This window comes from Streptomyces aurantiacus, assembly GCF_001418335.1.
Taxonomy (GTDB): Bacteria; Actinomycetota; Actinomycetes; order Streptomycetales; family Streptomycetaceae; genus Streptomyces; species Streptomyces aurantiacus.
In genome coordinates this window covers 78,899-100,107 of sequence record NZ_LIPP01000071.1, presented here as the reverse complement: position 1 = coordinate 100,107, position 21,209 = coordinate 78,899, and the positions used below count along the sequence as shown (strand labels likewise).

Annotated in this window: 18 protein-coding genes; 10 read left to right on the top strand and 8 right to left on the bottom strand. The window is 71.7% G+C overall.

What is annotated here, in order from left to right:
* Positions 1-295 precede the first annotated feature (295 nt).
* The 4 genes from AOK01_RS10835 to AOK01_RS10820 all read left to right on the top strand — a co-directional run bounded on the left by AOK01_RS10835 (position 296) and on the right by AOK01_RS10820 (position 3,755).
* Complete coding sequence (locus AOK01_RS10835) at positions 296-499, top strand: cold-shock protein (protein ID WP_055510728.1); 204 nt, start codon at positions 296-298, stop codon at positions 497-499.
* A gap of 251 nt (positions 500-750) precedes the next feature.
* Positions 751-2,280 carry a DEAD/DEAH box helicase gene (locus AOK01_RS10830; RefSeq protein ID WP_055510727.1) on the top strand — a complete coding sequence of 510 codons (1,530 nt, stop codon included), beginning with the start codon at positions 751-753 and terminating at the stop codon, positions 2,278-2,280.
* A 161-nt stretch (positions 2,281-2,441) separates the two neighbouring features.
* Positions 2,442-2,873 carry a hypothetical protein gene (locus AOK01_RS10825; RefSeq protein WP_055510726.1) on the top strand — a complete coding sequence of 144 codons (432 nt, stop codon included), beginning with the start codon at positions 2,442-2,444 and terminating at the stop codon, positions 2,871-2,873.
* 81 nt (positions 2,874-2,954) lie between these two features.
* Positions 2,955-3,755, top strand: coding sequence for a YqjF family protein (locus AOK01_RS10820; protein ID WP_055510725.1), 801 nt, complete (start codon positions 2,955-2,957; stop codon positions 3,753-3,755).
* A 22-nt stretch (positions 3,756-3,777) separates the two neighbouring features.
* Here the strand turns inward: AOK01_RS10820 and AOK01_RS10815 are convergent, their stop codons facing one another.
* Entirely contained in the window at positions 3,778-6,366 is a 2,589-nt protein-coding gene (locus tag AOK01_RS10815; RefSeq protein WP_055510724.1) for a SpoIIE family protein phosphatase, read from the bottom strand.
* Positions 6,367-6,874: 508 nt separating this feature from the next.
* Here AOK01_RS10815 and AOK01_RS10810 point away from each other — a divergent pair.
* Entirely contained in the window at positions 6,875-7,192 is a 318-nt protein-coding gene (locus tag AOK01_RS10810; RefSeq protein ID WP_055510723.1) for a hypothetical protein, read from the top strand.
* Between the two features lie 12 nt (positions 7,193-7,204).
* On the opposite strand, the gene AOK01_RS10805 is transcribed toward AOK01_RS10810, so the two are convergent.
* Entirely contained in the window at positions 7,205-10,033 is a 2,829-nt protein-coding gene (locus tag AOK01_RS10805) for a helix-turn-helix transcriptional regulator (RefSeq protein WP_245702201.1), read from the bottom strand.
* 306 nt (positions 10,034-10,339) lie between these two features.
* Positions 10,340-11,200 (bottom strand): bis(hydroxyethyl) terephthalate hydrolase, encoded by an 861-nt coding sequence (gene bdeA, locus AOK01_RS10800; RefSeq protein WP_055510784.1) that lies wholly within the window; start codon positions 11,198-11,200, stop codon positions 10,340-10,342.
* 508 nt (positions 11,201-11,708) lie between these two features.
* Between bdeA and AOK01_RS10795 the strand changes: the two genes are divergently transcribed.
* The 4 genes from AOK01_RS10795 (at position 11,709) to AOK01_RS10780 (ending at position 16,609) form a co-directional block, all read left to right on the top strand.
* Positions 11,709-13,418, top strand: a complete 1,710-nt coding sequence (locus AOK01_RS10795; RefSeq protein ID WP_055510722.1) for a hypothetical protein — start codon at positions 11,709-11,711, stop codon at positions 13,416-13,418.
* Between the two features lie 139 nt (positions 13,419-13,557).
* Complete coding sequence (locus AOK01_RS10790) at positions 13,558-15,114, top strand: hypothetical protein (protein WP_055510721.1); 1,557 nt, start codon at positions 13,558-13,560, stop codon at positions 15,112-15,114.
* 304 nt (positions 15,115-15,418) lie between these two features.
* Positions 15,419-16,081 (top strand): YceI family protein, encoded by a 663-nt coding sequence (locus AOK01_RS10785; protein ID WP_055510720.1) that lies wholly within the window; start codon positions 15,419-15,421, stop codon positions 16,079-16,081.
* Positions 16,082-16,192: 111 nt separating this feature from the next.
* Complete coding sequence (locus AOK01_RS10780) at positions 16,193-16,609, top strand: ATP-binding protein (protein WP_079103326.1); 417 nt, start codon at positions 16,193-16,195, stop codon at positions 16,607-16,609.
* On the opposite strand, the gene AOK01_RS10775 is transcribed toward AOK01_RS10780, so the two are convergent.
* From AOK01_RS10775 to AOK01_RS43500, 4 genes are all read right to left on the bottom strand, one after another.
* The gene (locus AOK01_RS10775; protein ID WP_055510719.1) at positions 16,591-17,817 is read right to left on the bottom strand and encodes a GDSL-type esterase/lipase family protein; all 1,227 of its coding nucleotides are present in this window, start codon (positions 17,815-17,817) and stop codon (positions 16,591-16,593) included. The two genes, AOK01_RS10780 and AOK01_RS10775, sit on opposite strands and share 19 nt — an antisense overlap.
* 50 nt (positions 17,818-17,867) lie before the next feature.
* Positions 17,868-18,437: a TetR/AcrR family transcriptional regulator gene (locus AOK01_RS10770; RefSeq protein WP_055510718.1), complete on the bottom strand. Its 570-nt coding sequence runs from the start codon at positions 18,435-18,437 to the stop codon at positions 17,868-17,870.
* Positions 18,438-18,541: 104 nt separating this feature from the next.
* Positions 18,542-19,477: a hydroxymethylbilane synthase gene (hemC, locus tag AOK01_RS10765; protein WP_055510717.1), complete on the bottom strand. Its 936-nt coding sequence runs from the start codon at positions 19,475-19,477 to the stop codon at positions 18,542-18,544.
* Positions 19,478-19,565: 88 nt separating this feature from the next.
* The gene (locus AOK01_RS43500; RefSeq protein WP_055510716.1) at positions 19,566-19,784 is read right to left on the bottom strand and encodes a hypothetical protein; all 219 of its coding nucleotides are present in this window, start codon (positions 19,782-19,784) and stop codon (positions 19,566-19,568) included.
* 195 nt (positions 19,785-19,979) lie between these two features.
* Here AOK01_RS43500 and AOK01_RS10755 point away from each other — a divergent pair, with 195 nt between their 5' ends.
* Positions 19,980-20,540, top strand: coding sequence for a snapalysin family zinc-dependent metalloprotease (locus AOK01_RS10755; protein ID WP_055510715.1), 561 nt, complete (start codon positions 19,980-19,982; stop codon positions 20,538-20,540).
* 75 nt (positions 20,541-20,615) lie between these two features.
* On the opposite strand, the gene AOK01_RS10750 is transcribed toward AOK01_RS10755, so the two are convergent.
* A complete protein-coding gene (locus tag AOK01_RS10750; protein ID WP_055510714.1) occupies positions 20,616-21,080 on the bottom strand; it encodes an ATP-binding protein in 465 nt (154 codons plus the stop codon).
* Positions 21,081-21,209 lie beyond the last annotated feature (129 nt).

Here is a 21,209-nt window from a genome sequence, read left to right as displayed (position 1 = left end):
ACAGTCCTGCGGCGACGGATGGGCGATGGGCGCTGGGCGGGTGCGGGGGCCGGGCCGGCGGTCCGTAGGTAACGGTTCTCCGGCTGTGCGGCCGTGCCGTTGCCTCACGGGCCCTGCGTGATAGTCTTGATCCAGTTGCAGTTGTAGTTCCCGCACACTTCAAGTGCCGCAGGCGAATTCGTATTCGTCGGGCACTTTTGTATTTCCGGCATTTCATTCCGGACGGGGTCAATTGCGGCGTCACAGGGGTCCACACAGTGCGGGCCCCCGGGTACTGCCCCGAAAGGGATATGACATGGCTACTGGAACCGTGAAGTGGTTCAACTCGGAAAAGGGCTTCGGCTTTATCGAGCAGGACGGCGGCGGCCCCGACGTCTTCGCCCACTACTCGAACATCGCCACCCAGGGCTTCCGTGAGCTTCAGGAGGGCCAGAAGGTGACCTTCGACGTCACGCAGGGTCAGAAGGGCCCGCAGGCGGAGAACATCACTCCTGCCTGATGCTGTAGCGCACAAGGCAGCTGGGGTCCCACCTCACGGTGGGGCCCCAGCTTGTTGCGTTTTCAAGGGCTTCGGAGGGATCGTGGCGGGATTCCCGCCGTCCGGCGCCGCTCTTCCGCACTGCGCCGCGTCGGCGCAGCGGGCTTCACAGTGGGCTTCATTTCGTTTTACATTCGGCTCGTTCTTGCAATTCATTCGGCTTGTGCATGCCGAGGATTCCTCGATACGTGCCATATCGAGGAAGGTTCTTCATGAACCGATCAGCACGTACGAACGATCGTTTCTCCAGTAATCGCAGGGACGGTTTCGGGGGTGCCGGCCGCGGTGGCCGGTCCGGCTCGCAGGGCCAGGGGCGCCCCGCCACCCGTTCGGGCGGCAACGGACGTCGCCCCTCCGCCGTGCAGGGCGAGTTCGCGCCGCCGGCCACCCTCACTCCCGCCCTCCCCGCCGTGGCGGCCTTCGGGGAACTGGACCTGCCCGCCGAACTGCTGGAGACGCTCACCGGCCTCGGCATGGTGGAGCCCTTCCCGATCCAGGCCGCCACGCTGCCGAACTCCCTCGCGGGCCGCGACGTGCTGGGCCGTGGGCGCACCGGGTCGGGCAAGACGCTCGCGTTCGGCCTGGCGCTCCTCGCCCGCACCGCCGGACGGCGGGCCGAGCCGCGGAAGCCGCTGGCCCTGGTCCTCGTCCCCACGCGTGAGCTGGCCCAGCAGGTCACCGACGCGCTCACGCCGTACGCCCGGTCGCTGAAGCTGCGGCTGGCCACCGTGGTCGGCGGGATGTCGATCGGTCGGCAGGCCGGCGCGCTGCGGTCCGGAGCCGAGGTCGTCGTCGCGACCCCGGGCCGGCTCATGGACCTCGTCGAGCGCAAGGACTGCCGTCTTGACCGGGTCGACATCACGGTTCTGGACGAGGCGGACCAGATGGCCGACATGGGATTCATGCCCCAGGTCACCGCGCTCCTCGACCTGGTGCGGCCCGACGGCCAGCGCATGCTGTTCTCGGCCACGCTGGACCGCAACATCGACCTCCTGGTCCGCCGCTACCTCCACGACCCGGTCGTCCACTCGGTCGACCCGTCGGCCGGCGCCGTCACCACGATGGAGCACCACGTGCTGTACGTGCACGGCACCGACAAGTACGCCACCGCCACGGAGATCGCCGCCCGCGACGGACGTGTGCTCATGTTCCTCGACACCAAGCACTCCGTCGACCAGTTCACCAAGCACCTGCTCGGCAGCGGTGTGCCGGCCGGGGCCCTGCACGGCGGCAAGTCACAGCCCCAGCGCAACCGCACCCTGGCACAGTTCAAGAGCGGCCAGGTCACCGTCCTGGTGGCGACCAACGTGGCGGCCCGTGGCATCCACGTCGACGATCTCGACCTCGTCGTCAACGTCGACCCGCCCGCCGACCACAAGGACTACCTGCACCGCGGGGGCCGTACGGCACGGGCCGGCGAGTCCGGCAGCGTCGTCACGCTGGTCCTGCCCAACCAGCGCCGCGACATGACCCGTCTGATGTCCGACGCGCGCATCAGGCCGCAGGTCACCCAGGTCCGCTCCGGCGAGGCCGAGCTGAGCCGCATCACCGGCGCCCGGACGCCCTCCGGTGTCCCCGTCGCCGGAAGCGCTCCGGTCGCGGAGCGCCCCCAGCGCGGCGGTGCTCCCTTCCGGGGCATGGGCACCCGCCCGGGCCGGGCCGGGGGCGAGTCCCGGCGGTCGGCCGAGGCCCGTCAGACGGCCGAGGCCCGGAAGGCCGCCCGGATCCGGCGCGGCGCGTAGGCCGGGAGCACACGGGAGGCGCTACGGGAGCGCATACGGGAGGCGGGGACGGGAAAGCCTTCCGACGGCCGGTGAACGGTGTCGAGCGGCGGTGCAGGCCGGGATCCACCATTCTGGAGTCAGATGCGATCACATTGCCCACATTGGGGAAGTCGAGTCCCATGACTGAATCAGAGTTTCCGTCGCAAGGCCGGCCCGTGGACCTCTACCTCGATCTGTTGCGTGTCCGCATGACCCCGTCGGACTACGCGCTGCTGCTTCGCATGGTCGAACCCGTACTCGAAGCGATGCAGGAGCAACGTGCTGGACCGATCGAGCTGAGCCTGGAGGGCGAGGAAGGCGCCAGCGTCTCCCAGGAGGTCCGTGACGAGGCATCCCTCGTGGTGGCGGTCGCCGTCACGGGGCGCATGGACAACCAGATCGTCGAGATCGAGACCGAGGAGGGCGGATCCGTCAGGGTCGTGACGGACTCGGGCACCGCGGCCGATCCCGCCCGGTGCCAGGAGATCGCCGACTTCATCGGTGAGCGCCACCGCCAGGACGAGGAGCTGCGAGGTATCGCCGAGGTGAGCGGCCTGCCCACCGACGTCTGACCGCCGTGTCCGCCAGGTCCGGCGTGTGCCAGACGCGTCACACGGCACGGGTTCTCGTCCGGCCCGGGGCGCGGCCCTGCGATGCTGGCGCCCGTGTCGATCACCTCGTCCGTGCCGGAACCGATCACGCCCGACGCCCCCGTCGTGCTGCACAGCCCGCTGCTCACGCAGGAGTGGCTGGACCTCACCTTCGTGCACTGGGCCGTGGATCCGGCGGTCGTGGCGGGGCTGCTGCCGGCCGGCACCGTCCCCGACACCCTGGACGGCGTCACCTTCGTCGGTCTGGTCGCCTTCCGCATGCACCGGGTGGGCTGGATGCGGCTGCCGGGTGTGCCCTACTTCGGCTCGTTCCCGGAGACCAATGTGCGGCTGTACTCGGTGGACGAGTACGGGCGGCGCGGCGTGGTCTTCCGTTCCATGGACGCGTCCCGGCTCGTACCGGTGGTCATGGGGCGCCTCGGTTTCCGGCTGCCGTACGTGTGGTCCCGTATGTCGGTGCGGACCGGCGGGCAGGGAGGGGACGGCGGGAACAGGGTCGCCTACACCAGCGCGCGGCGCCTGCCGGGCCCGCGGGGTGCGTACAGCCGCCTCGTCGTCAGGCCCGGGGAGCGGATAGCGGAGCCGACCGCCCTCGAACACTTTCTGACCGCCCGATGGGGCATGCACAAGCCGTTCCTCGGTGGCGCCGGTGACGCCGCCGGCTTCCTGCCCAACGACCATCCACGCTGGCCGCTGCACCGCGCGACGCTGGTCACGTGCGAGGAGAACCTCGTCCGGTCGGCCGGTCTGCCGGCACCGGCGGGGGACCCGGTGAGCGTGCTGTACTCGCCGGGAGTCCGCGTACGCCTGGGCCGTGCGACGGCCGGGCCTCCGCGCGGGTGAGGCCCGGAGCGGTGCCGTCGCCTCAGTGGTGGGGGCCGGGCGGGCCGGGCTCCGGGCGACGTGTGGCGAGCAGGAGCGCTATGTCGTCGGGGCGGTCGGCCACATGCCTGGCCTTCGCGGTGAGCCGGTCGGCGACCCCCGCGAGCGACCGGCTCCCGGGGCGGCCGGCGGGGGAACCGGCCCGGGCCAGGGCGACGCGCAGTGCGGTGATGCCCACGTCGATGTCGATGCCCGGCCGCTCGACCAGGCCGTCCGTGTAGAGGGCGAGGATCGCGCCGGGGTCCAGCTGCAGCTCCGTCACCGGGTAGTGGGCCCCCGGATCCACCCCGAGTACGACACCGCCCGGGATGTCCAGGACGTGCGTACGGCCGTCCGGGCGGCGCAGGATCGGCGGCGGATGACCGGCCCGCGCCACCCGGGCCAGACCGGTCAGCGGATCCAGCCGGATGTAGCAGCAACTGGCGAACAGACCGGGGTCGAGGTCGATCAGGAGATGGTTGGTGCCGCTCATGACCTCGTCGGGCGGCCGGTCACCGAGTGCGAAGGCCCGTACCGCACTGCGCAGTTGCCCCATCGTCGCGGCTGCCTGGACACCGTGCCCCTGGACGTCCCCGATGACCAGCGCGAGACCGTCCCCCGCCTCGACGACGTCGTACCAGTCGCCTCCCACGTCCATGCCCTGGGTGCCCGGCAGATAGCGTCCGACGGTCTCCATCCGCGGATGGGCGGACAGGCGCCGGGGAAGCAGTGCCTGCTGCAGGCCTCGGGCGAGCGCGGCCTCGGTGTCGTAGCGGCGTGCCTTCTCCATGGCGTGGGCGATCAGCCCGGCGAGGGCGGTGAGCACCGTACGTTCCTCGGTGCTGAAGTCGCGGGGACGGTCGAAGCCCAGGATGCAGGAGCCGACCGGACGCCCGGAGGCGATCAGCGGCAGGAAGACCCGGGAGCCCTCCGTGGCGTCGAGGGGGATGCCCGGATAGGTGGCCGCGAGCTGCTGCATCGACTCGAAGAAGATCGGGTGGCCGTTGGTGAGGGTCTCGACGCCGGGCAGCCGCGCGTCGAGGCCGACCCCTTCGAACGGCGCGAGGAACCCCTGGGGAAAGCCCGTCTCCCAGGCCAGGTAGAGGTGCCGGTCCTGCAGCAGGTAGATGGCGAGCCGGCCCCCGCCGAAGGCCGGCAGCAGCTCCTGCATCACCACCGCGGACACCTGGCGCGCGGTGACCGCCTCGGTCAGCGCGATCGCGAGGACGATCGGCCGGTACAGCGGAGCCATGGAGGTGACTTCGGCAGCCGATCCGGCCGATCCGGCCGATCCGTCGGGCAGGGGCATACCGGCCACCGGCGCCCCCTCGGGCGGGGGCGCGAGGTCGGCGGCCGGGCCGGCCATCCGGTTCGCGGGCACGACGGTGCAGGTCAGGATGTCGGGTCCGGGATAGACGGAGAGGGCCAGCCAGTCACCGCTCCCGCACGGCTCGGGGGGAGGCTCCGCACCGTGGCGAAGAGGCCGTACGACGTGGAAGTGCACCGGTTCCGCGGACAGCAGGGCCTCGCGCAGATGGTCCTCGTAGGCGGATCGTTCCAGCCAGGGCACCTCCTCGCCCAGGGGGCGGCCCAGCAGCCGTGTCCGCGGTCGTCCCAGGAGCCTGGCGGCCTGTTCGTTCGCGTAGACGATCAGGCCCAGCCGGTCGAGGCAGAACACGCCCTCGGGAAGCAGGTCGGCCGCTCCGTCGGCCGCCGAACCGATGCCCGGATCGAGCACGATGCCCCGGACGGCACGCGGTCCCGTCGCGGGGGCCGTGTCGTCCTGCGGGTTCCAGAGCTCCAGCAGCCGCAGGCCGCCGTCGGCCGTGTGCACCGGCAGGGGAAGGGACGGCGGCCGTCCCGCGGCCGTCTCCCGTAGGGCGGCCAGGATCTGCTGGGCGTCGGCGGCGGCCACGGTGTCCGCGAGCGCCTGCGGGGTGTCCGCGGTGCTGCCCGGCGCCACGCCGAGCAGGGCACGCAGATGGTTGTCCGCGGTCACGACGTCGGACGCCGGGTCCCAGGTGAAGCGGCCGATGAGACCGGCGGGAGGCTGGGCCGCCGGTGGCCGTACGCAGAGCGGTTCGCCGTCCCAGGCGATGTCCGGACCGCCGTCCTCCGCCAGGTCCCACAGGGACTGTCCCAGGTCCTCGGCCAGCTGCGCCATGCGGTCACGGTCGGGCAGGACCTCGGCGGTGTCGGACGCCGCGGGACGCAGAATGGTCAGTACGCCGTACGTCGTCGACCTGCCCACGACGGGCACGTACAGGGAGCCGAACTGGAAGGGCAGGCCCGCCGCGAACTGGGGATAGCGGCGCATCGTCTCCGTGGCGTCCGGGAGGACCACCTGGACGCCCAGCCGGTAGGCGTCGGCCACCGGGAACCTGCGGTCCACGTGCAGGCGCCACCAGGGGCGGAACAAGGGTCCGGGCAGTCCCGAGAGCACGGCGAGCCGTAACAGCCCCGGCGTGCCGGAGCGCAGGTACACGCCTGCCGCGAAGCCGCCGGCCGCGCTGATCGCCTCCGTCGTGGTCTCGGTGAGCAGCGCGTCCAGGCGTCCGGGGGCCCGGGTCTCGTGCTCGGCTCTGCCAGTCATCGGCCCTACCTCGTCCGTGCGCCGCCCGGGTGGCTGACACAGCAAGAATGCGCCACGAGGCCCTCTGCCTGCACCCGGGAGAAGCATTGCGCGCATGAATTCGACGAGGCTACCGGGGGCTGGGCAAAGTGTGCTCGTCCGGTGACGACCTCTGTTTTCCCGGTACGTCCGCCCAAGGCGGCGTGGTCCCCGTGTCGCGGTGGAAGAGACGGTGGAAGAGGCGGCGGAAGAAGCTGGTCAAGGGGCCCGACCGGCTGCCGCACCGGTCGATCCGCATGTCCCGCCGCAGGAGGGGAACGTGGAACTGGGTCGCCCGTGAGCCGGGAAGCGGAGCACGGCCGGGAGGAGCCGAACACGGAGCGGATCACTGAATGGACCACTGAGCGGGTCACCGAACGGGGCGCTGCCGAGGGAAGCGGACCACATGGGATCAGGACACCGTTCCGACTTCGCCACGACCGGCTCGTACGGCCCTCGGCGCCTCGGCACGTTCTCGTAGGGAGTCCACATGACCACGTACGTCATCACCGTCCCCGGCACCTTCGTCAACGGCGTCCCGGACGCCGCGCGCTCCGACATCGAGCGCAGGCTCCGCTCCCGGGACCCGAAGAACACGGACCTGGGCGAGAGCGAGGAGCTGAGCCTGCTGTCGGTCGAGGAGGGCGGCATGTTCTCCGCCAGGGTCGAGGTCGAGGCGGCGGACCGGGCCGGCGCCGAGAACGAGGCGGTCCAACTGGTCTCCCGCGCCCTGCGCGACAGCGGCTTCCCCGAGAGGGACGCCCCACTGGGCCCGCCCTTCGTGACCGGCATCGACCGCGAGTTCTGAGCGGGATTTCTTTCAGAGCTGGGCGCCGTTCTTCTCCGCCTGCTCGACCATCCGGGACAGCTCGACGCGCGAGCGCACCCCGAGCACGGCGAAGACCTTCCGCAGGTGGTAGTCGACCGTGCGGGGGCTGACGGACAGGTGCAGGGCCACCTCCCGGTTCGTGGCGCCCTCGGCCACACACCGCGCGATCCGCAGCTGCTGCGGGGTGAGGCCGGCCAGCGCCGCGGAGCTCGCCACGGCCGGAGCCGCGCCGTTCGCCCGCAGTTCGGCCCGCGCCTGGTCCGCCCAGATGCGGGCGCCGCAGCGCTCGAAGGCGACCAGCGCGTCCCGCAGACAGCCGCGCGCCTCGCGGAGTCTGCGGCGCCTGCGCAGCCACTTGCCGTACAGCAGCCGGGTACGCGCCTGCTCGAAGTCACCGCCCACGCGCGCGTGCAGAAGAAGAGCGTCCTCGTACAACGTGTCGGCGTGGTCCGCGTCGGCCACCAGCGCCCGGCACCGGGCGAGCTGGGCGGGTGCCTGCACGTCGGCGCCGAAGCGTGCCCACAGGGCGAACTCCTCGACGACGGCGCGCGCGTCGTCCCGCTGCCCGGCGAGCACCGCGGCCTCCACATAGCAGGGCACGGCCAGCATGCGTACGGCGAAGTGGCCGCCGTCCGGGCCCGGACGGACCAGCGGGCCGAGCCGCGCGGCTGCCTCGAAGGGGCGTCCTCGCCCCAGTTCGGCGCGACCGGCAGCCCATTCGGCGAGCGCCGCGGCCTGCCGGAGTCCGTGGCGCCGCGCGGTCGTCAGCGCGGCGTCCGCATGGTGTGCGACCAGGGTCGGCTCGTCCGCGATCGACGCCGCCAGGGCCAGCACCGCGTGGTGGCGGGCCGCCACGTTGCTCTGCCCGTACCGGTGCGCGGCGCGCAGCCCCTCTTCGGCGTGCGCCCGGGCCCGCGCGTGCTGCCCCGTCCGCAACTCCGCGTAGGCCAGCAGCTCCAGGGCCCGCGGCACGGCTGCCTCCGGTCCCCGGGACCGGGCCGCCGCCAGCGTCCGTGCGCCGATCCGGCAGGCGGCGTGCACGTCTCCCAGGAGGAGGGCCGCCGCGCCGGACCACAGCAGCCGCTCCGGCCCGTCCTCCTGCCAGGCGTGCTCGACCACGCGGCGCAGCGACGGGATCGCCCGGCCGAAGTCCCGCTCCAGCATCGCCCGCATGCCCCGCAAGTAGTCCCGCGGCAGCTCCGGCGCCGGGGCCGCAAGGGCGGGCGCCCGCTCCGTGACCGCGCGGACGGGCACGACCGTACGGTCCGCCGCGTTCAGGGCCCGCAGACAGGCGACGGCATCGCCGGTGGCCCAGGCGGCCTCCGCGGCGGCGAGGCCCGCGAGCAGGGCGCGGTCCGGATCGTGGGCCGCGAGCAGGGACCGGGCCAGCAGCAGGGCCTCGCAGGCGTCGGCGGCGGGTCCGTCGCGCAGGGCCAGGACGCCCCGCACCCAAGCGGAACGGCCTTCCACCGCGGCGGGCAGGGCGCTGTCGTGGGCCCCGCCGATCAGCCGGCGGGCCGTCCGTGCGTGGCCCGCGAGCAGCGCCTGCTCGGCCGCCGCGGTCCGGTGCTCCGCCCGCTCGCGGGCGTCCGCCGTCAGCTCCGCGGCCCGCGCGTACGCCGCCGACCGCTGCCCGTGGGAGGCGGTGACGCACGGGTCGGCCGCCGCGGCGGCCAGCTGATCCGCCGTCGGCGGGGCGTACCCGGCGATCGACCAGGCCCGGTGGAGCAGCGCGACGAGCCCGTGACCCTCGTCCGCCAGTACGGAGGCGAGCGCCCGGTGGGCGGCGCGTCTTCGGCCGGGGCCGGCGCATTCGTGCACGGCTCTGCGGAGCACGGGGCTGGTGAAGCGGTACCGGCCGTCGGACAGCACGAGGGCGTCCGGGACGCGGTCCAGGGCGAGTACGGCCCGCGCGCCTTCGAGCCGTGCGACCGCTGCGTGGACCAGTTCGGCGTCGGCTCCCGGACCCTCGGGGTCGGGTACGTGTGCGGCCGCCACCAGTAGGAGGAGTTCGCCCGCGCCGGCGGACAGCCCCGCCACGTGCGCGCCGGCCACACTCCGCAGGGTCTCGGCATCGGCCAACGGCCAGGGCAGCGGCTGCTCACCGGCCAGCTCGGCGGGCGACAGCCGGGCCACCAGGGCGCGCAAGAGGGCCGGGTTGCCCTCGGCCTCCTCCAGCAGGTCTCTGCGGACGGCCGGGGCGACGGGCCCGCGCACAGTGTCGTCGAGGAGCACGTCAGCGGCGTACGGGGGCAGTGGCGCGAGCGTGCGGACGGGCAGCGCGGCGAAGTCCGGGTCGGCCGTGTGCCGCCCGGCGACCGTGAGGAGCAGTCGCACCGGCCCGGCCGGGTGCAGGCGCCGGGCGGCGAAGCCCAGGGCGGCCCGCGAGGGAGCGTCCCACAGGTGCGCGTCGTCGACACACACCAGCAGGGGCGAGCCCGCGGCGGTCGCGGTCAGCAGCCGGAGCAGCCACTCGGGTGTCGTCCCGGAGTCCGGGACACCGACGGCTCCTCCGCCAGGCAGAGCGTCCGCGGCGCACCGCAACGCGTGCATCCCGCCGCCGGGGAGCCGGGACTCCGCGCGGTCGGCCCGCACGTGCAGCACGGGTCCGGCATCGAACGAGCGGACCGCCCATTCGGTCAGCGCGGTACGGCCGAGGCCCGGATCGCCCGCGAGCACGAGCACCGGGGCGTTCGCACCGGGCCGGTCCGACAGGGCCGTCAGCGCCGCGAGTTCCACGAGTTCCGCGCTTCGGCCGTGCAGCGGGGGAGTGCTGTCGCCGTGCGGTGGGGGAGAGGCTTGTGCCGTGTGGTGGGGCAAGCCTCGGGCGTGCAGTGGGGGAGACTGGGGAGCGTTCGTCCGTCCGGTCATCCCGGGGACGTTACCTGCGGGCGACGAGAAGCGGAAGCAGTTCGTCCGGCGCCTCCCGCCGCGCGGTCTCCCACTTTCACCTGCGCCGATACGGCTTCGCCCGGGCACTCCCTTGCCTGTAGCCGTGTACCCCTGCCCAGCGACGTCGCCGCGGTTCTGTGCGTCCGCACAGCGCCGGTGGGCGGCCGCGTTCCCCACGCGCCCGCCCACCGGCTGCTCCTGGGGTGCCGGCCTCACGAAGACCTCACACAGACCTCACGAGGTGTGGGGGCAGTTGCCCCGGTACTCCTCGATGGTCAGGCTCGGCCGCGGCAGCGGGCAGAGGAACTGCTCGTAGCGGGTGTCGTTGTCCACGAACCGCTTGAGCCACGAAATGCTGTACTTCGCGATCGTCGTGTCGGACGAGTTCGGCGTGAAGTGCGTCGCGTTGTTGAGTTCCAGGTAGGCCTTGTCGGTGGACGACGGCAGGCTTCCGTAGAACGGCTCGGCGTGCGAGGCGACGGGCGCGATCGTGTCGCCGTCCGCTCCGACGATCAGGGTGGGTGTGCTGACCTCGGGCCAGGACTTGTCGGTGTTCCAGGGAGTCAGCGGAATCGCCGCCTGGAGGGACGGGCGGCTCTTCGCGGCCTCCAGACTGCCGCCGCCGCCCATCGAGTGCCCCATCACCGCGAGCCGGCTGCCGTCGACCCGGGTGCGTACGCTGCTGCGCTCGGTGAGGTAGTCCAGCGCCGCCAGCAGTTGCCGGCCGCGCGAGTCGGGCTGGTCCAGGGTCGTCAGGGTGTCGATGGTGAAGACGGCGAATCCCTGGGACGCCAGCCGTGCGCCCAGCCACGAGATGGAGGACTGGGTGCCGGTGTACCCGGGCGAGATCACCACGGCGCCGAACGTCCCGTCGGCGGTGCTCGTCGGGTAGTAGACGGTGCCGCCGCCGAAACCGGTGACCGCCAGCGACGAGACGGTCGTCTGGGACACGCTGTAGGAACCGCGGGCCGCCTCGATGCTGGACGTGGTGGGGGCGGGGCCGCGCTCGTAGGGGTTGTCCGCGGCATGTGCCCCGGGACTCGCCAGCGAGCTGAGGCCCACGACGGTGGTGAGCGCCGCGAGGGCGCCGGTGATCCGCTTCGCGGCCCACCCACCGCGCCCATCGCGGCGGCGCGGGCGATGGCCGGCGGACTCGGGTGGGACCGTCCCGGCGATGAGCGAGCTGTTCTGCGAGTGCTGCTGCACGACGAAGTCGTCCTCTCGGTCATGACGTACCGCCGGACCGGACGCGGCATACGGAGGATCCGAGTGCCACGTCCGGAAGCTCTGCCGACGGCGCCGACCGGTGGCCGGCCATGCCACTGTCGGCCCATGGACGGGGTGCGGCCATCGGCGATATCACCGGTCGTCCGCGAGCACCGCCGGGCGTTCGTCAACCGCATGGAGCGGATGCCCTGAAGAGGTGAACGCGGGACACCTGCGCGCGCATCACCTCTACGCTCGGAGCCGCAAACCCGCCAAGGGCGTTGGCCCCGGAGGGAATCGAGGCGCCGGGTGTGCGGGGCGGGTCGACGCGACGGGATGCCCGGTCGGGCAGGCCGGCGGTTCGCCCCCGCCGGCCATACACGTGCAGGAGCGGCGAATGGACCACGCGGACTACTACGACCTCGGCACGCACGGTCGCACCGTGACGACGTCGTCCCCCCGGGCCCAGCTCTGGTTCGACCGCGGCCTGGTCTGGTCGTACGCCTTCCATCACGAGGAGGCCGTCGCCTGCTTCGAGGCCGCCGCGGCGGCGGACCCCGACTGCGCCATGGCCCACTGGGGTATCGCCTACGCCCTCGGCCCGAACTACAACAAACCCTGGGAGTTCTTCGACGGCGAGGACCTGGCCCGTACCGTCGACCGCACGCACGCCGCCGTGGAGCTCGCGCAGCGGAAGGCGGCCGGCGCCACCCCCGTCGAGCAGGCCCTGATCGGTGCGCTGCGTGCCCGCTATCCGCAGGCGAAGGCCGTCGAGGACTGCTCGGTGTGGAACGAGGCGTACGCCGACAGCATGCGCGCCGTGTACGAACTCGCCCCGGACGACCTGGACGTGGCCACGCTCTACGCCGACGCGCTGATGAACCTCACCCCCTGGGCGCTGTGGGACCTGCGCACGGGTGAGCCGGCCGACGGCGCGCGTACCGCGGTGGCCAGGGCGGTCCTGGAGCGGGCGATCGCCGGCGAGGCCGGGGCACGGCACCCGGGGCTGCTGCATATGTACATCCACCTGATGGAGATGTCCCCGGTCCCCGAGACCGCGCTGCCCGCCGCGGACCGGCTGCGCGGCTTGGTCCCCGACGCCGGCCATCTCCAGCACATGCCCACGCACCTGGACGTGCTCTGCGGCGACTACCGGCGCGTCGTGGCCGACAACGGCGCGGCGATCGCCGCCGACGAGAAGTACCTCGCGCGGTCCGGGGCGATGAACTTCTACACGCTGTACCGGACGCACAACTACCACTTCAGGATCTACGGCGCGATGTTCCTCGGACAGTCGAGGACCGCCCTGGAGACCGCCGCCCGGCTTGAGGCGTCCGTCCCGGAGGAACTGCTGCGGGTCGAGAGCCCGCCCATGGCGGACTGGCTCGAAGGCTTCCTCGCCATGCGGGTCCACGTCCTGATCCGGTTCGGCCGCTGGGCCGACATCCTGCGGCTGGCCCCGCCCGCCGATCCGCGGCTGTACCGCGTGACGACCGCGATGCTCCACTACGCCCGCGGCGTCGCGTACTCGGCCACCGGCAGGATCGCCGAGGCCGAGAGCGAGCGCGCGCTGTTCAGGGAGGCGGTCACCCGGGTCCCGGAGACCCGGATGCTGTTCAACAACACCTGCGCCGACATCCTCGCGGTCGCGTCGGCGATGCTCGACGGCGAACTGGAGTACCGCAAGGGCGATCACGAGGCCGCCTTCGCCGCCCTGGAACGGTCGGTCGAACTGGACGACAGCCTTCCCTACGACGAGCCCTGGGGATGGATGCAGCCCACCCGGCACGCGTACGGCGCCCTGCTTCTCGAACAGGGTCGCGTCGCCGAGGCGGAAGCGGTCTACCGCGCCGATCTGGGGCTCGACGACTCGCTTCCCCGCGCCTCGCACCATCCCGGCAACGTCTGGGCCCTGCACGGGTTCCACGAGTGCCTCGTCCGGCTGGGCAGGACGGGGGAGGCGGAGATCGTGGCCCAGCAGCTGAAGATCGCCGCCGCCGTGGCGGACGTACCGATCGAGGCGTCGTGCTTCTGCCGGCTGCGCCCTGATGCGGTTTCCGGCGCCGTTCCCGGCACGGCCGGGGCCGCTGACGGCAACTGTTGCTGACCGGACCGGTGTTGGCAGTGGTCGGTGCCGAGGCCCGCCGGCAACCGAGAGAATGGCGTATCCCCTTGCCGCCCCCGAACGGCTGACCGTACGCTGACAAGTCATAGAACTTCGGGCGTGATTGACTGGGGGAGCCGTCATGTCCTGGGACCACAATGACTTCCGTGACGGGTTCGTCATACCGCCGATGCCGGCCGCGCCGCCGCCCGCACCCGCGGACGGCGGGAGAGCGGCCGGGGTCGCGCTGCTGAACCTCAGCGGGCTCGGCCTCGGCTACGCGCTGACGCGCCGCTGGTGGCTGATGGCGGCGTGCTGGGTCGCGACGGCGGTGCTGCTCCTGGTGGCCCTGCCCGCCGACCCGGACGGAGTCTCCACCGGGGCCCTCGTCGCCTACCTCGTCCTCCTCGGCCTCGCGGCCGTCCACGGCGCGCTCGTGGGGCTGCGGACCCGGCTGACATGGCCGCCGACGGCCTGGCTCGCCGTCGTCCTCGGAATCGTGCTCCTGGCCGTGCCCGCCGGAGGCGTCGCCCTGTACGACGGCGCGCGCGACGAAGCCACCGAGCAGATGCTCCTGGACCGCCTTGAGCGCGCGGACACATTGGTCCGGACGGCCGGCAAGCAGTCGTTCCCGACGGCGGAGCCCGACTACCGCCGGGCCCTGACCGCCTACCGCGATCTCCGCAGCGATCACCCCGGCTCGCGGGCGGCCGACCGGGTCCCCGACCGGCTCACGTCGTACTACACCACCGTAGGTTCCGCCTACGAGCAGCAGAACTACTGCGACGCCGTGGAGCCCCTGAAGTACCTCCGCACGGTCCCGCGCACCATGGGCGAGGAGGAACTCGGCACGCTGGCGACCTGGCCCGACGACCGGCTGGCCACCTCGCTCTACGAGTGCGGCGCGCAGTCGCTGTCCGGCGGAGCCGGAGAGTGGACCACGCACTACGGCGAGCTCCTGTCGACCTTCCCGCGGTCCGACCAGAGCGCGAAGGTGGAACCGTCGGTCAGGACGGCGGTCGACAAGGCCGTGAAGGCCGTGGGCGGAGACGACCCCTGCGCGGCCGTCGAGCGACTGGAGACCCTCAACACCCAGGTCGCCGGGCTGCCGGGAGAGCGCGCCGGTCTGGGCGAGGCCCTCGGCAAGGACGCCGACCGGGCGGACAGGAGCGCGGCCTCGGGTACGTACGCCTGCGGGGTGGACCAGTACAAGGACAAGAGCTTCGCCGAAGCCGTCACCACCATGAACGACTTCGTCAAGAACAACGAGCGGCACAAGAACCGGGCCCGCGCCAAGAAGATCGCCATTGCCGCCGAGGTCGCCCAGACCGTGCCCGCCGCGGGCAAGCGTCTGCCGACCACGGCATCCGGCGGCGGCATCTCCGTCACCGTCAAGAACGACAGCCCCGACGACATCACGGTGCTGTACACGGGACCGGTGACGGGCAGCTTCACTCTCAAGGGCTGCGGCAGCTGCACCTCCTACTCGCTCGCCAGCACGGTGGGGCTGAACTTCGAACCGTGCAGCGACAGCGGCAAGAACTACCCGCAGCGGACCATCCGGCTGCCCGCCGGGACGACGTACTTCGTGCACAAATCCAAGAGCGGGCTCGGAAAGACCCCGGCATCGGACACCGCCAAACTGTCGTCCGGCTACATCTACACCGAGTGCGCCTACACGACGAGCTTCGGTTACTGACGGCGCTGCCACGCAGTGCCGTGCCGTCACGACTTCACCGCATTTCCGTGATCGGCGCAATTCTGGCGCCCAGCGCATATTGCCCCTTTCTGTGCGTGGAATTCATGTCGTTTTGAGGCGTTCGGTGCCGGTGGCTCAGGCCAGGCACTCAGTGCCTTCTGGGGGCTCGGTAACGGGTGTGTGGATTCTGTGGCCCATTGGCCGGGTGGGGGTCGTCGGCCAGTTGCCGGGTATGAATCCGGTAAACTCGTGGATCTTGGTTCGGCTTTGCGGAAACATCTATTGCGTAATAGCTAGGTGAGTCATGAATCTTTTTAATCGAGGTGCTTCTCCCCGCCGCTCGACCACACTCGTCGAACCGGAACGGCCCGCCGGCCCGCCCGATGTCCCCCACGGCGGCCGGTCCGAACCCGACCTGAGAACGCTGACCGGGAACTGGGTCATCGATCCCGCGCACAGCAGGATCGGCTTCTCCGTCCGGCATGCCATGGTCACGACGGTGCGGGGCGCGTTCACGGACTACCGCAGCCGCCTCTACTTCGACGGCCGCGACCCGTCCCGCTCGGGGGCCGAGATCCTGCTGTCCACCGCCAGCGTCGAGACGGGCGTGGACCAGCGCGACAGCCACGTGGCGGGCCGTGACTTCCTGGACTCCGCCGCGTACCCGCACATGCGATTCCTCAGTACCGCCGTGCGGCTCGCGGACAGGGATCTCTACCGGATGACCGGCGACCTCACCATCAAGAACCGGACGCGTCCCGTCGTCCTCGATCTGACGTACATCGGCTATGTCACCGACCCGTTCGGCTACGAGCGCGTCGGCTTCGACGGCACCACCACCATCAACCGCTCCGAGTGGGGCCTGACGTACAACACCAGGCTGGCCGAGGGCGGCGCCATGGTGAGTGACAAGGTCCGCCTCCAGTTCGACATCGCCGCCATCCGCGCCACCCCGTCGGACGGCTGAACGCCGAAGTACGGCGAAATGCCTGTGTACGTGCCCGACGGGTACCCGGTTCGTGACACGGGGGTACGGCGGGAGTACGAACGTACGGACGACAGGGACGGGAGCAGGTCGGTGGGGGTCAGGGCGATGGGCTGGGCGCATTCGTTCCCGGTGGCGGGCGGTGTGCGCGCGGGGCGGGAGTGGACACGCGAGCACCTGGAGTCCCTGCCATGGACCGCGGCCGAGCCGGACACGGTGGACGCCGTCGTCCTGACCGTGTCGGAGCTGCTGACCAACGCCCACGTCCATGCGCGCAGTGACGCGCACCTGGTACTGACCTGGGACGGCGACTGCCTCCATGTGTGCGTCCACGACGAGGACCCCACGCTGCCGCGGCAACGGGACCCGGGGGCCGGCGAGATGTCCGGCCGAGGGGTGGGGATCGTACGGATGCTCGCCGACGAGTGGGGGATGCGCTGTCAGCGCCACGGCAAGATGGTGACGGCCTGCTTCCGCCCGACCGGAGCCGATCAGCGGGGCGGCGGCTGAGTGACGCTCCGCGGCGCGAAGGCTCCGCCGGCGGCGAAGACCTGTGCGGCGAAACGTTCGCCGATGCGGCGGTGGGTGGCCGTGTCTGGGTGGAGCGCGTCGGGCAGCGGCAGCTCGGCGAAGTCGGCCTCGCCGTACAGGCCGAGGCCGTCGAGGTGGTGCAGGTTCGGGTCCTCTTTCGACCGCTGCGCCACGATCCGGGACAGCTCGTCGCGGATGACGCGCAGAGTCAGCTTCCCGGCCGCCTTCTCCGCCGGATCGCCCATGGCCACGAACCGCAGTTGCCCGTCGGTGAGGTTGGTGAGGTCCGGGGCGCTCGGGCCGGGTGTGTCCTCGTGGATGGGGCACAGGATCGGTGAGACGACCAGGAGCGGTGTGTCGGGACGGCCATCCCTGATGGTGTCGAGGAAGCCGTGGACGGCGGGGGTGAACGCGCGCAGGCGCATCACATCGGCGTTGACCAGGTTGATGCCGATCTTGACGCTGATCAGGTCGGCCGGGGTGTCCCGGAGGGCGCGGGCGGTGAACGGGTCGAGCAGAGCGCTGCCGCCCAGGCCCAGGTTGATCAGCTCCACGCCGCCGAGGGAGGCGGCGAGGGCGGGCCAGATGGCGGTCGGCCCAGCGGCGTCCGAGCCCTGGCTGATGGAACTGCCGTGGTGCAGCCACACCCTGCGCCCCTGGTCGGGGGCGGGCTCGACCGGGGCGTCGGTGCGCAGGGCGACGAGTTCGGTGGTCTCGTTGTGCGGCAGCCAGATCTCGACGTCCTTGCCGTCCTCGCCGCCGTCGGGCAGCCCGGTGAAGCGGACGGTGCCGGCGGGACCGGTCCGCAGCTCGGCGCTCCCGGCGGTCATGTCGATGGTCAGCGTCCTGCCGCCCCGCACACTGCCCCGGCCGGCAGGAACCCCGTCGACGAGCAGTTCGTACAGGCCGTCCGGGCGGGGCGGGGCCCCGACGTAGATCCGCTTGGTGGGCAGCGTGTCCAGTTCCACGGTGGTGGCCCGGGTGCGGAAGACCAGCCGTACGCCCGACGGCTGGGACTCGGCCATGGCCAGTTGCCCGTCGGCGTACTGGGCGCGGACCCAGGCGGGCAGCCGGTGCGGCAGTACGCCGTGCTCGGTGCGCTCCAGGTCGAGGGCGCCGCGCAGGAGGTCCGCGGTGATGGGGGTGGTGATCCAGTCGTCCTCGGTGTGCGGGGTTTCGGTGTGCATGGCTTCGGCCTTGTCGTTCGGTGTGTTCGGGGGACCGCCTGGCCGGCGCCTTATGGGGCGGGCCAGTTCCGCAGGAGGGCGTCGAGGCCGTCCAGGATCCGGGTCCAGGTCTCCTGGGAGTCGGGGGCGCTGTGGCTGAACCCGCCGGCCAGCTCCAGGCTGACGTAGCCGTGGAAGACGCTGCCGAGCAGCCGGACCGCGTGTGTCTGGTCCGGTTCCGTCAGGTCGTAGCCCCGCAGGATGGCCCGCGTCATCTGCGAGTGCCTGCTCCCGGCGCTGGCGGCCGCCGCCTCCGGGGTGAGTCTGAGCTGGGCGGCGGCATAGCGGCCGGGATGTTCGGCGGCGTAGTCGCGGTAGACGTTCGCCAGGGCGATGAGGGCGTCCTTGCCGGCTCGTCCGGCCAGGGCGGCGGCTCCCCGGTCGGCGAGCTCCTCCAGGGCGAGCAGCGCGATCCCGGTCTTGAGGTCCTGGGAGTTCTTCAGGTGCGAGTACAGACTCGCGACCTTGACGTCGAACCGCCTGGCGAGCGCGGACACGGTCACCTGATCGAAGCCGACCTCGTCGGCCAGCTCCGCGCCGGCCTGGACCAGGCGCTCCGTCGTCAGTCCCACGCGGACCATGAGGTTCCTCCCGTTCGGTCGGAACCATTATGCATTTGCCTAAAGTTTTTAGGCAAATGATCGCATCTTGAAGGAGGAGGGTCGCCTTCGGCGGGCCGGGCCGGTCAGTGGGTGATGGCGTCGATCAGGTCGCGGGCGCCCTGGCGCAGCAGGGCGACGGCCACGGAGGTGCCGAGGGTGGCCGGGTCGAGGCGGCCGGCCCACTCGTGAGCGTTGAGCCGGGTCTTGCCGTCCGGGGTGAACACGCAGGCGCGCAGGGACAGTTCGCCACCGCGGTCGGCTGTGGCGTAACCGGCGATCGGTGAGTTGCAGTGGCCTTGGAGGACGTGCAGGAACATGCGTTCCGCGGTGGCCTCGCGGTGGGTGTCCGGGTCGCCGAGCGCGCTGACGGCGTCGATGACCGTGGTGTCGCCCTCGCGGCACTGGAGGGCGAGGATGCCCGCGCCGATCGGCGGCATCATCGTCTCGGGGGAGAGGATCTCGGTGATCACGTCGGTGCGGTCGATGCGCTCCAGACCGGAGACCGCGAGCAGCAGCGCGTCCGCCTCGCCTGCCGCGAGCTTCTCCAGGCGCCGGTTCGCGTTGCCGCGGAACGGCACGCACCTCAGGTGCGGACGGGAGGCGGCCAGCTGTGCGACGCGGCGCACGGAGGAGGTGCCGATCCGGGTACCGGCCGGCAGCTCGTCGAGGGACAGCCCGTCCGGGTGGATGAGGGCGTCACGGATGTCGTCCCGCTTGAGGAACGCGGCGAACATGGTGCCCGCCGGGAGCGGCCGGTCGGCGGGCACGTCCTTGACGCAGTGCACCGCCAGGTCGGCCTCGCCGGCCAGCAGTGCGGCGTCGACCTCCTTGGTGAACGCTCCCTTGCCCTCGACCTGGGAGAGGTCGCCCAGCCACTTGTCGCCGGTCGTCTTCACGGGGACGACCTCGGTGCGCGTCCTGGGATGGAGCGCGGCCAGTTCGGCGCGTACGCGTGCCACCTGGGCCAGGGCCATGGGCGAGTCGCGGGAGACGATACGGATCAGCTCGGGAGCGTGCATGTGATCCACGATAGACCGTGGGTCTCACGCGCATCGGGAGTCGGCCGGTGGACCCCTCTCCCGCGCTCCCGCTCATTAGTTCGGGGCTTCAGTGGCCGGGGTGATCCGGGTCGTCCTCGGCCGACGGCAGCGTGTTGGAGCCTTCCGCCCAGTGGTTGACCCACCCGCAGTACGAGCAGGCGTACCGGTTGTTGAGCCCGCTCACCTGGGCACCGCACTGGCGGCAGTCCGTCGTGGTGATCTCCGCACTCGTCGAAGCCACGACGGCGTCACTGGACCCCGTTTCCAGAGGCCGCTCCTGCGTCATGGAGGCAGGGTACCCGCGGATACCCGGTCCGCCGGAGATCTCATCACACCGGGGCCGTACGGCCGGCTTCGGGCGGGCTCCGTCTCGCTCGCCGGCCGACCGGATCGACGGATTGGCGTTCGTCCTTGCTGGGCAGGGAGTGAGGGTGTGTCATGTCATGTGCACGACTGCCTTTCCCCCACAAGGAGGTCGACCATGCACGTCCGTAAGCTGACCAGTGGATTCGCCGCCGTCCTGGCAGTGACCTTTTCCCTGATGGCCGGTCAGGCGGTGGCCGCCCCGGGCGCGGACCACGTCGCCGCCGCACGGATCGTCACCTATGACGCGAGCGGTTCCGCGGAGTTCAGGACCGCGGTGGACCGAGGCGCCGCGATCTGGAACGAAAGCGTCGACGCCGTCGCACTGCGGCCCGCCGCGTCCGGGCAACGCGCCAACATCCGGGTTCTGGCGGACAACGGCTGGCCCCGCGCCCAGACCACCTCGCTGGGCAACGGAACCGTCTACATCGGACGGCAGGCGGTCGATCAGGGCTACGACACGATCCGTATCTCCGCCCACGAGCTGGGGCACATCCTCGGCCTGCCGGACCGTAAGCCCGGCCCGTGTTCGAGCCTCATGTCCGGTTCCAGTGCGGGGACCTCGTGCACGAACCCCTACCCGGACGCGGCGGAGAAGGCCGAGGTCGAGGGCAACTTCGGCGGTGCGCTCGCGGGGACGGCCGGAGCGCTGCCGCTCGGTGCCGTGATCGTGGACTGACGCGCCGAACGGGACACGATCTGCCGAACGCCGACCTGTCGAACTGTGAACCGGGACCCGAACCGGGACCGTCTGTCAGCGGGTATCGAGGCCCGGATCGTCGAGCAGGGCGATCCGGGCCGTGACGTGTTTGCCGACCGGCTCTCTTCGGACTTCGAAGGTCTCGCATATGGCCATGACGATCTCCAGGCCGTGCTGGCCCACTCGTCCCGGGTCCGCGGACCTGGCCACCGGCAGTACCGGATCGCTGTCCCAGACGGCCACTTCCAGCGCCCCGTCGGCGATCCGCAGATCGATCAGGACCGGACCCGGCGCGTACTTCAGGGCGTTGGTGACCAGTTCGCTCACCACCAGCTGGGTCAGCCCCGTCATCCGGTCCGTCACCGGCAGGCCGTGTTCGGCCTGGGCCCGCGAGAGGAAGTCGGCCGCGAGATGGCGGGCCTCGGCGATGCAGAGCGAATCGCCTTCCAGAGCAACTGTGGTCTCTATGCGTCCACTCTGCGGCGCCATACGGCCTCCGCCCTTGATCAATGATTCCATGCCGTCCGCCCTCACCCTGTGCTCGCCCGCATGTACCCCCTCTTCCGCCGCATACGCATCTGCCGCTCAGGGATTTCGGCCGGCGGTCCGGCATGAGATCCGGCATGAGGTCTGGAAGGTTCCTCGCGG

Excerpts from the sequence above, each read along its gene's own strand:
- AOK01_RS10795 (WP_055510722.1), top strand. The coding sequence starts at position 11,709 with ATGGACCACGCGGACTACTACGACCTCGGCACGCACGGTCGCACCGTG.
- AOK01_RS10825 (WP_055510726.1), top strand. The coding sequence starts at position 2,442 with ATGACTGAATCAGAGTTTCCGTCGCAAGGCCGGCCCGTGGACCTCTAC.
- AOK01_RS10830 (WP_055510727.1), top strand. The coding sequence starts at position 751 with ATGAACCGATCAGCACGTACGAACGATCGTTTCTCCAGTAATCGCAGG.
- AOK01_RS10785 (WP_055510720.1), top strand. The coding sequence starts at position 15,419 with ATGAATCTTTTTAATCGAGGTGCTTCTCCCCGCCGCTCGACCACACTC.
- AOK01_RS10775 (WP_055510719.1), bottom strand. The coding sequence starts at position 17,817 with ATGCACACCGAAACCCCGCACACCGAGGACGACTGGATCACCACCCCC.
- AOK01_RS10790 (WP_055510721.1), top strand. The coding sequence starts at position 13,558 with ATGTCCTGGGACCACAATGACTTCCGTGACGGGTTCGTCATACCGCCG.
- AOK01_RS10770 (WP_055510718.1), bottom strand. The coding sequence starts at position 18,437 with ATGGTCCGCGTGGGACTGACGACGGAGCGCCTGGTCCAGGCCGGCGCG.
- AOK01_RS10810 (WP_055510723.1), top strand. The coding sequence starts at position 6,875 with ATGACCACGTACGTCATCACCGTCCCCGGCACCTTCGTCAACGGCGTC.
- AOK01_RS10815 (WP_055510724.1), bottom strand. The coding sequence starts at position 6,366 with ATGACTGGCAGAGCCGAGCACGAGACCCGGGCCCCCGGACGCCTGGAC.
- AOK01_RS10750 (WP_055510714.1), bottom strand. The coding sequence starts at position 21,080 with ATGGAATCATTGATCAAGGGCGGAGGCCGTATGGCGCCGCAGAGTGGA.
- AOK01_RS10755 (WP_055510715.1), top strand. The coding sequence starts at position 19,980 with ATGCACGTCCGTAAGCTGACCAGTGGATTCGCCGCCGTCCTGGCAGTG.
- hemC (WP_055510717.1), bottom strand. The coding sequence starts at position 19,477 with ATGCACGCTCCCGAGCTGATCCGTATCGTCTCCCGCGACTCGCCCATG.
- AOK01_RS10835 (WP_055510728.1), top strand. The coding sequence starts at position 296 with ATGGCTACTGGAACCGTGAAGTGGTTCAACTCGGAAAAGGGCTTCGGC.
- AOK01_RS43500 (WP_055510716.1), bottom strand. The coding sequence starts at position 19,784 with ATGACGCAGGAGCGGCCTCTGGAAACGGGGTCCAGTGACGCCGTCGTG.
- AOK01_RS10820 (WP_055510725.1), top strand. The coding sequence starts at position 2,955 with ATGCTGGCGCCCGTGTCGATCACCTCGTCCGTGCCGGAACCGATCACG.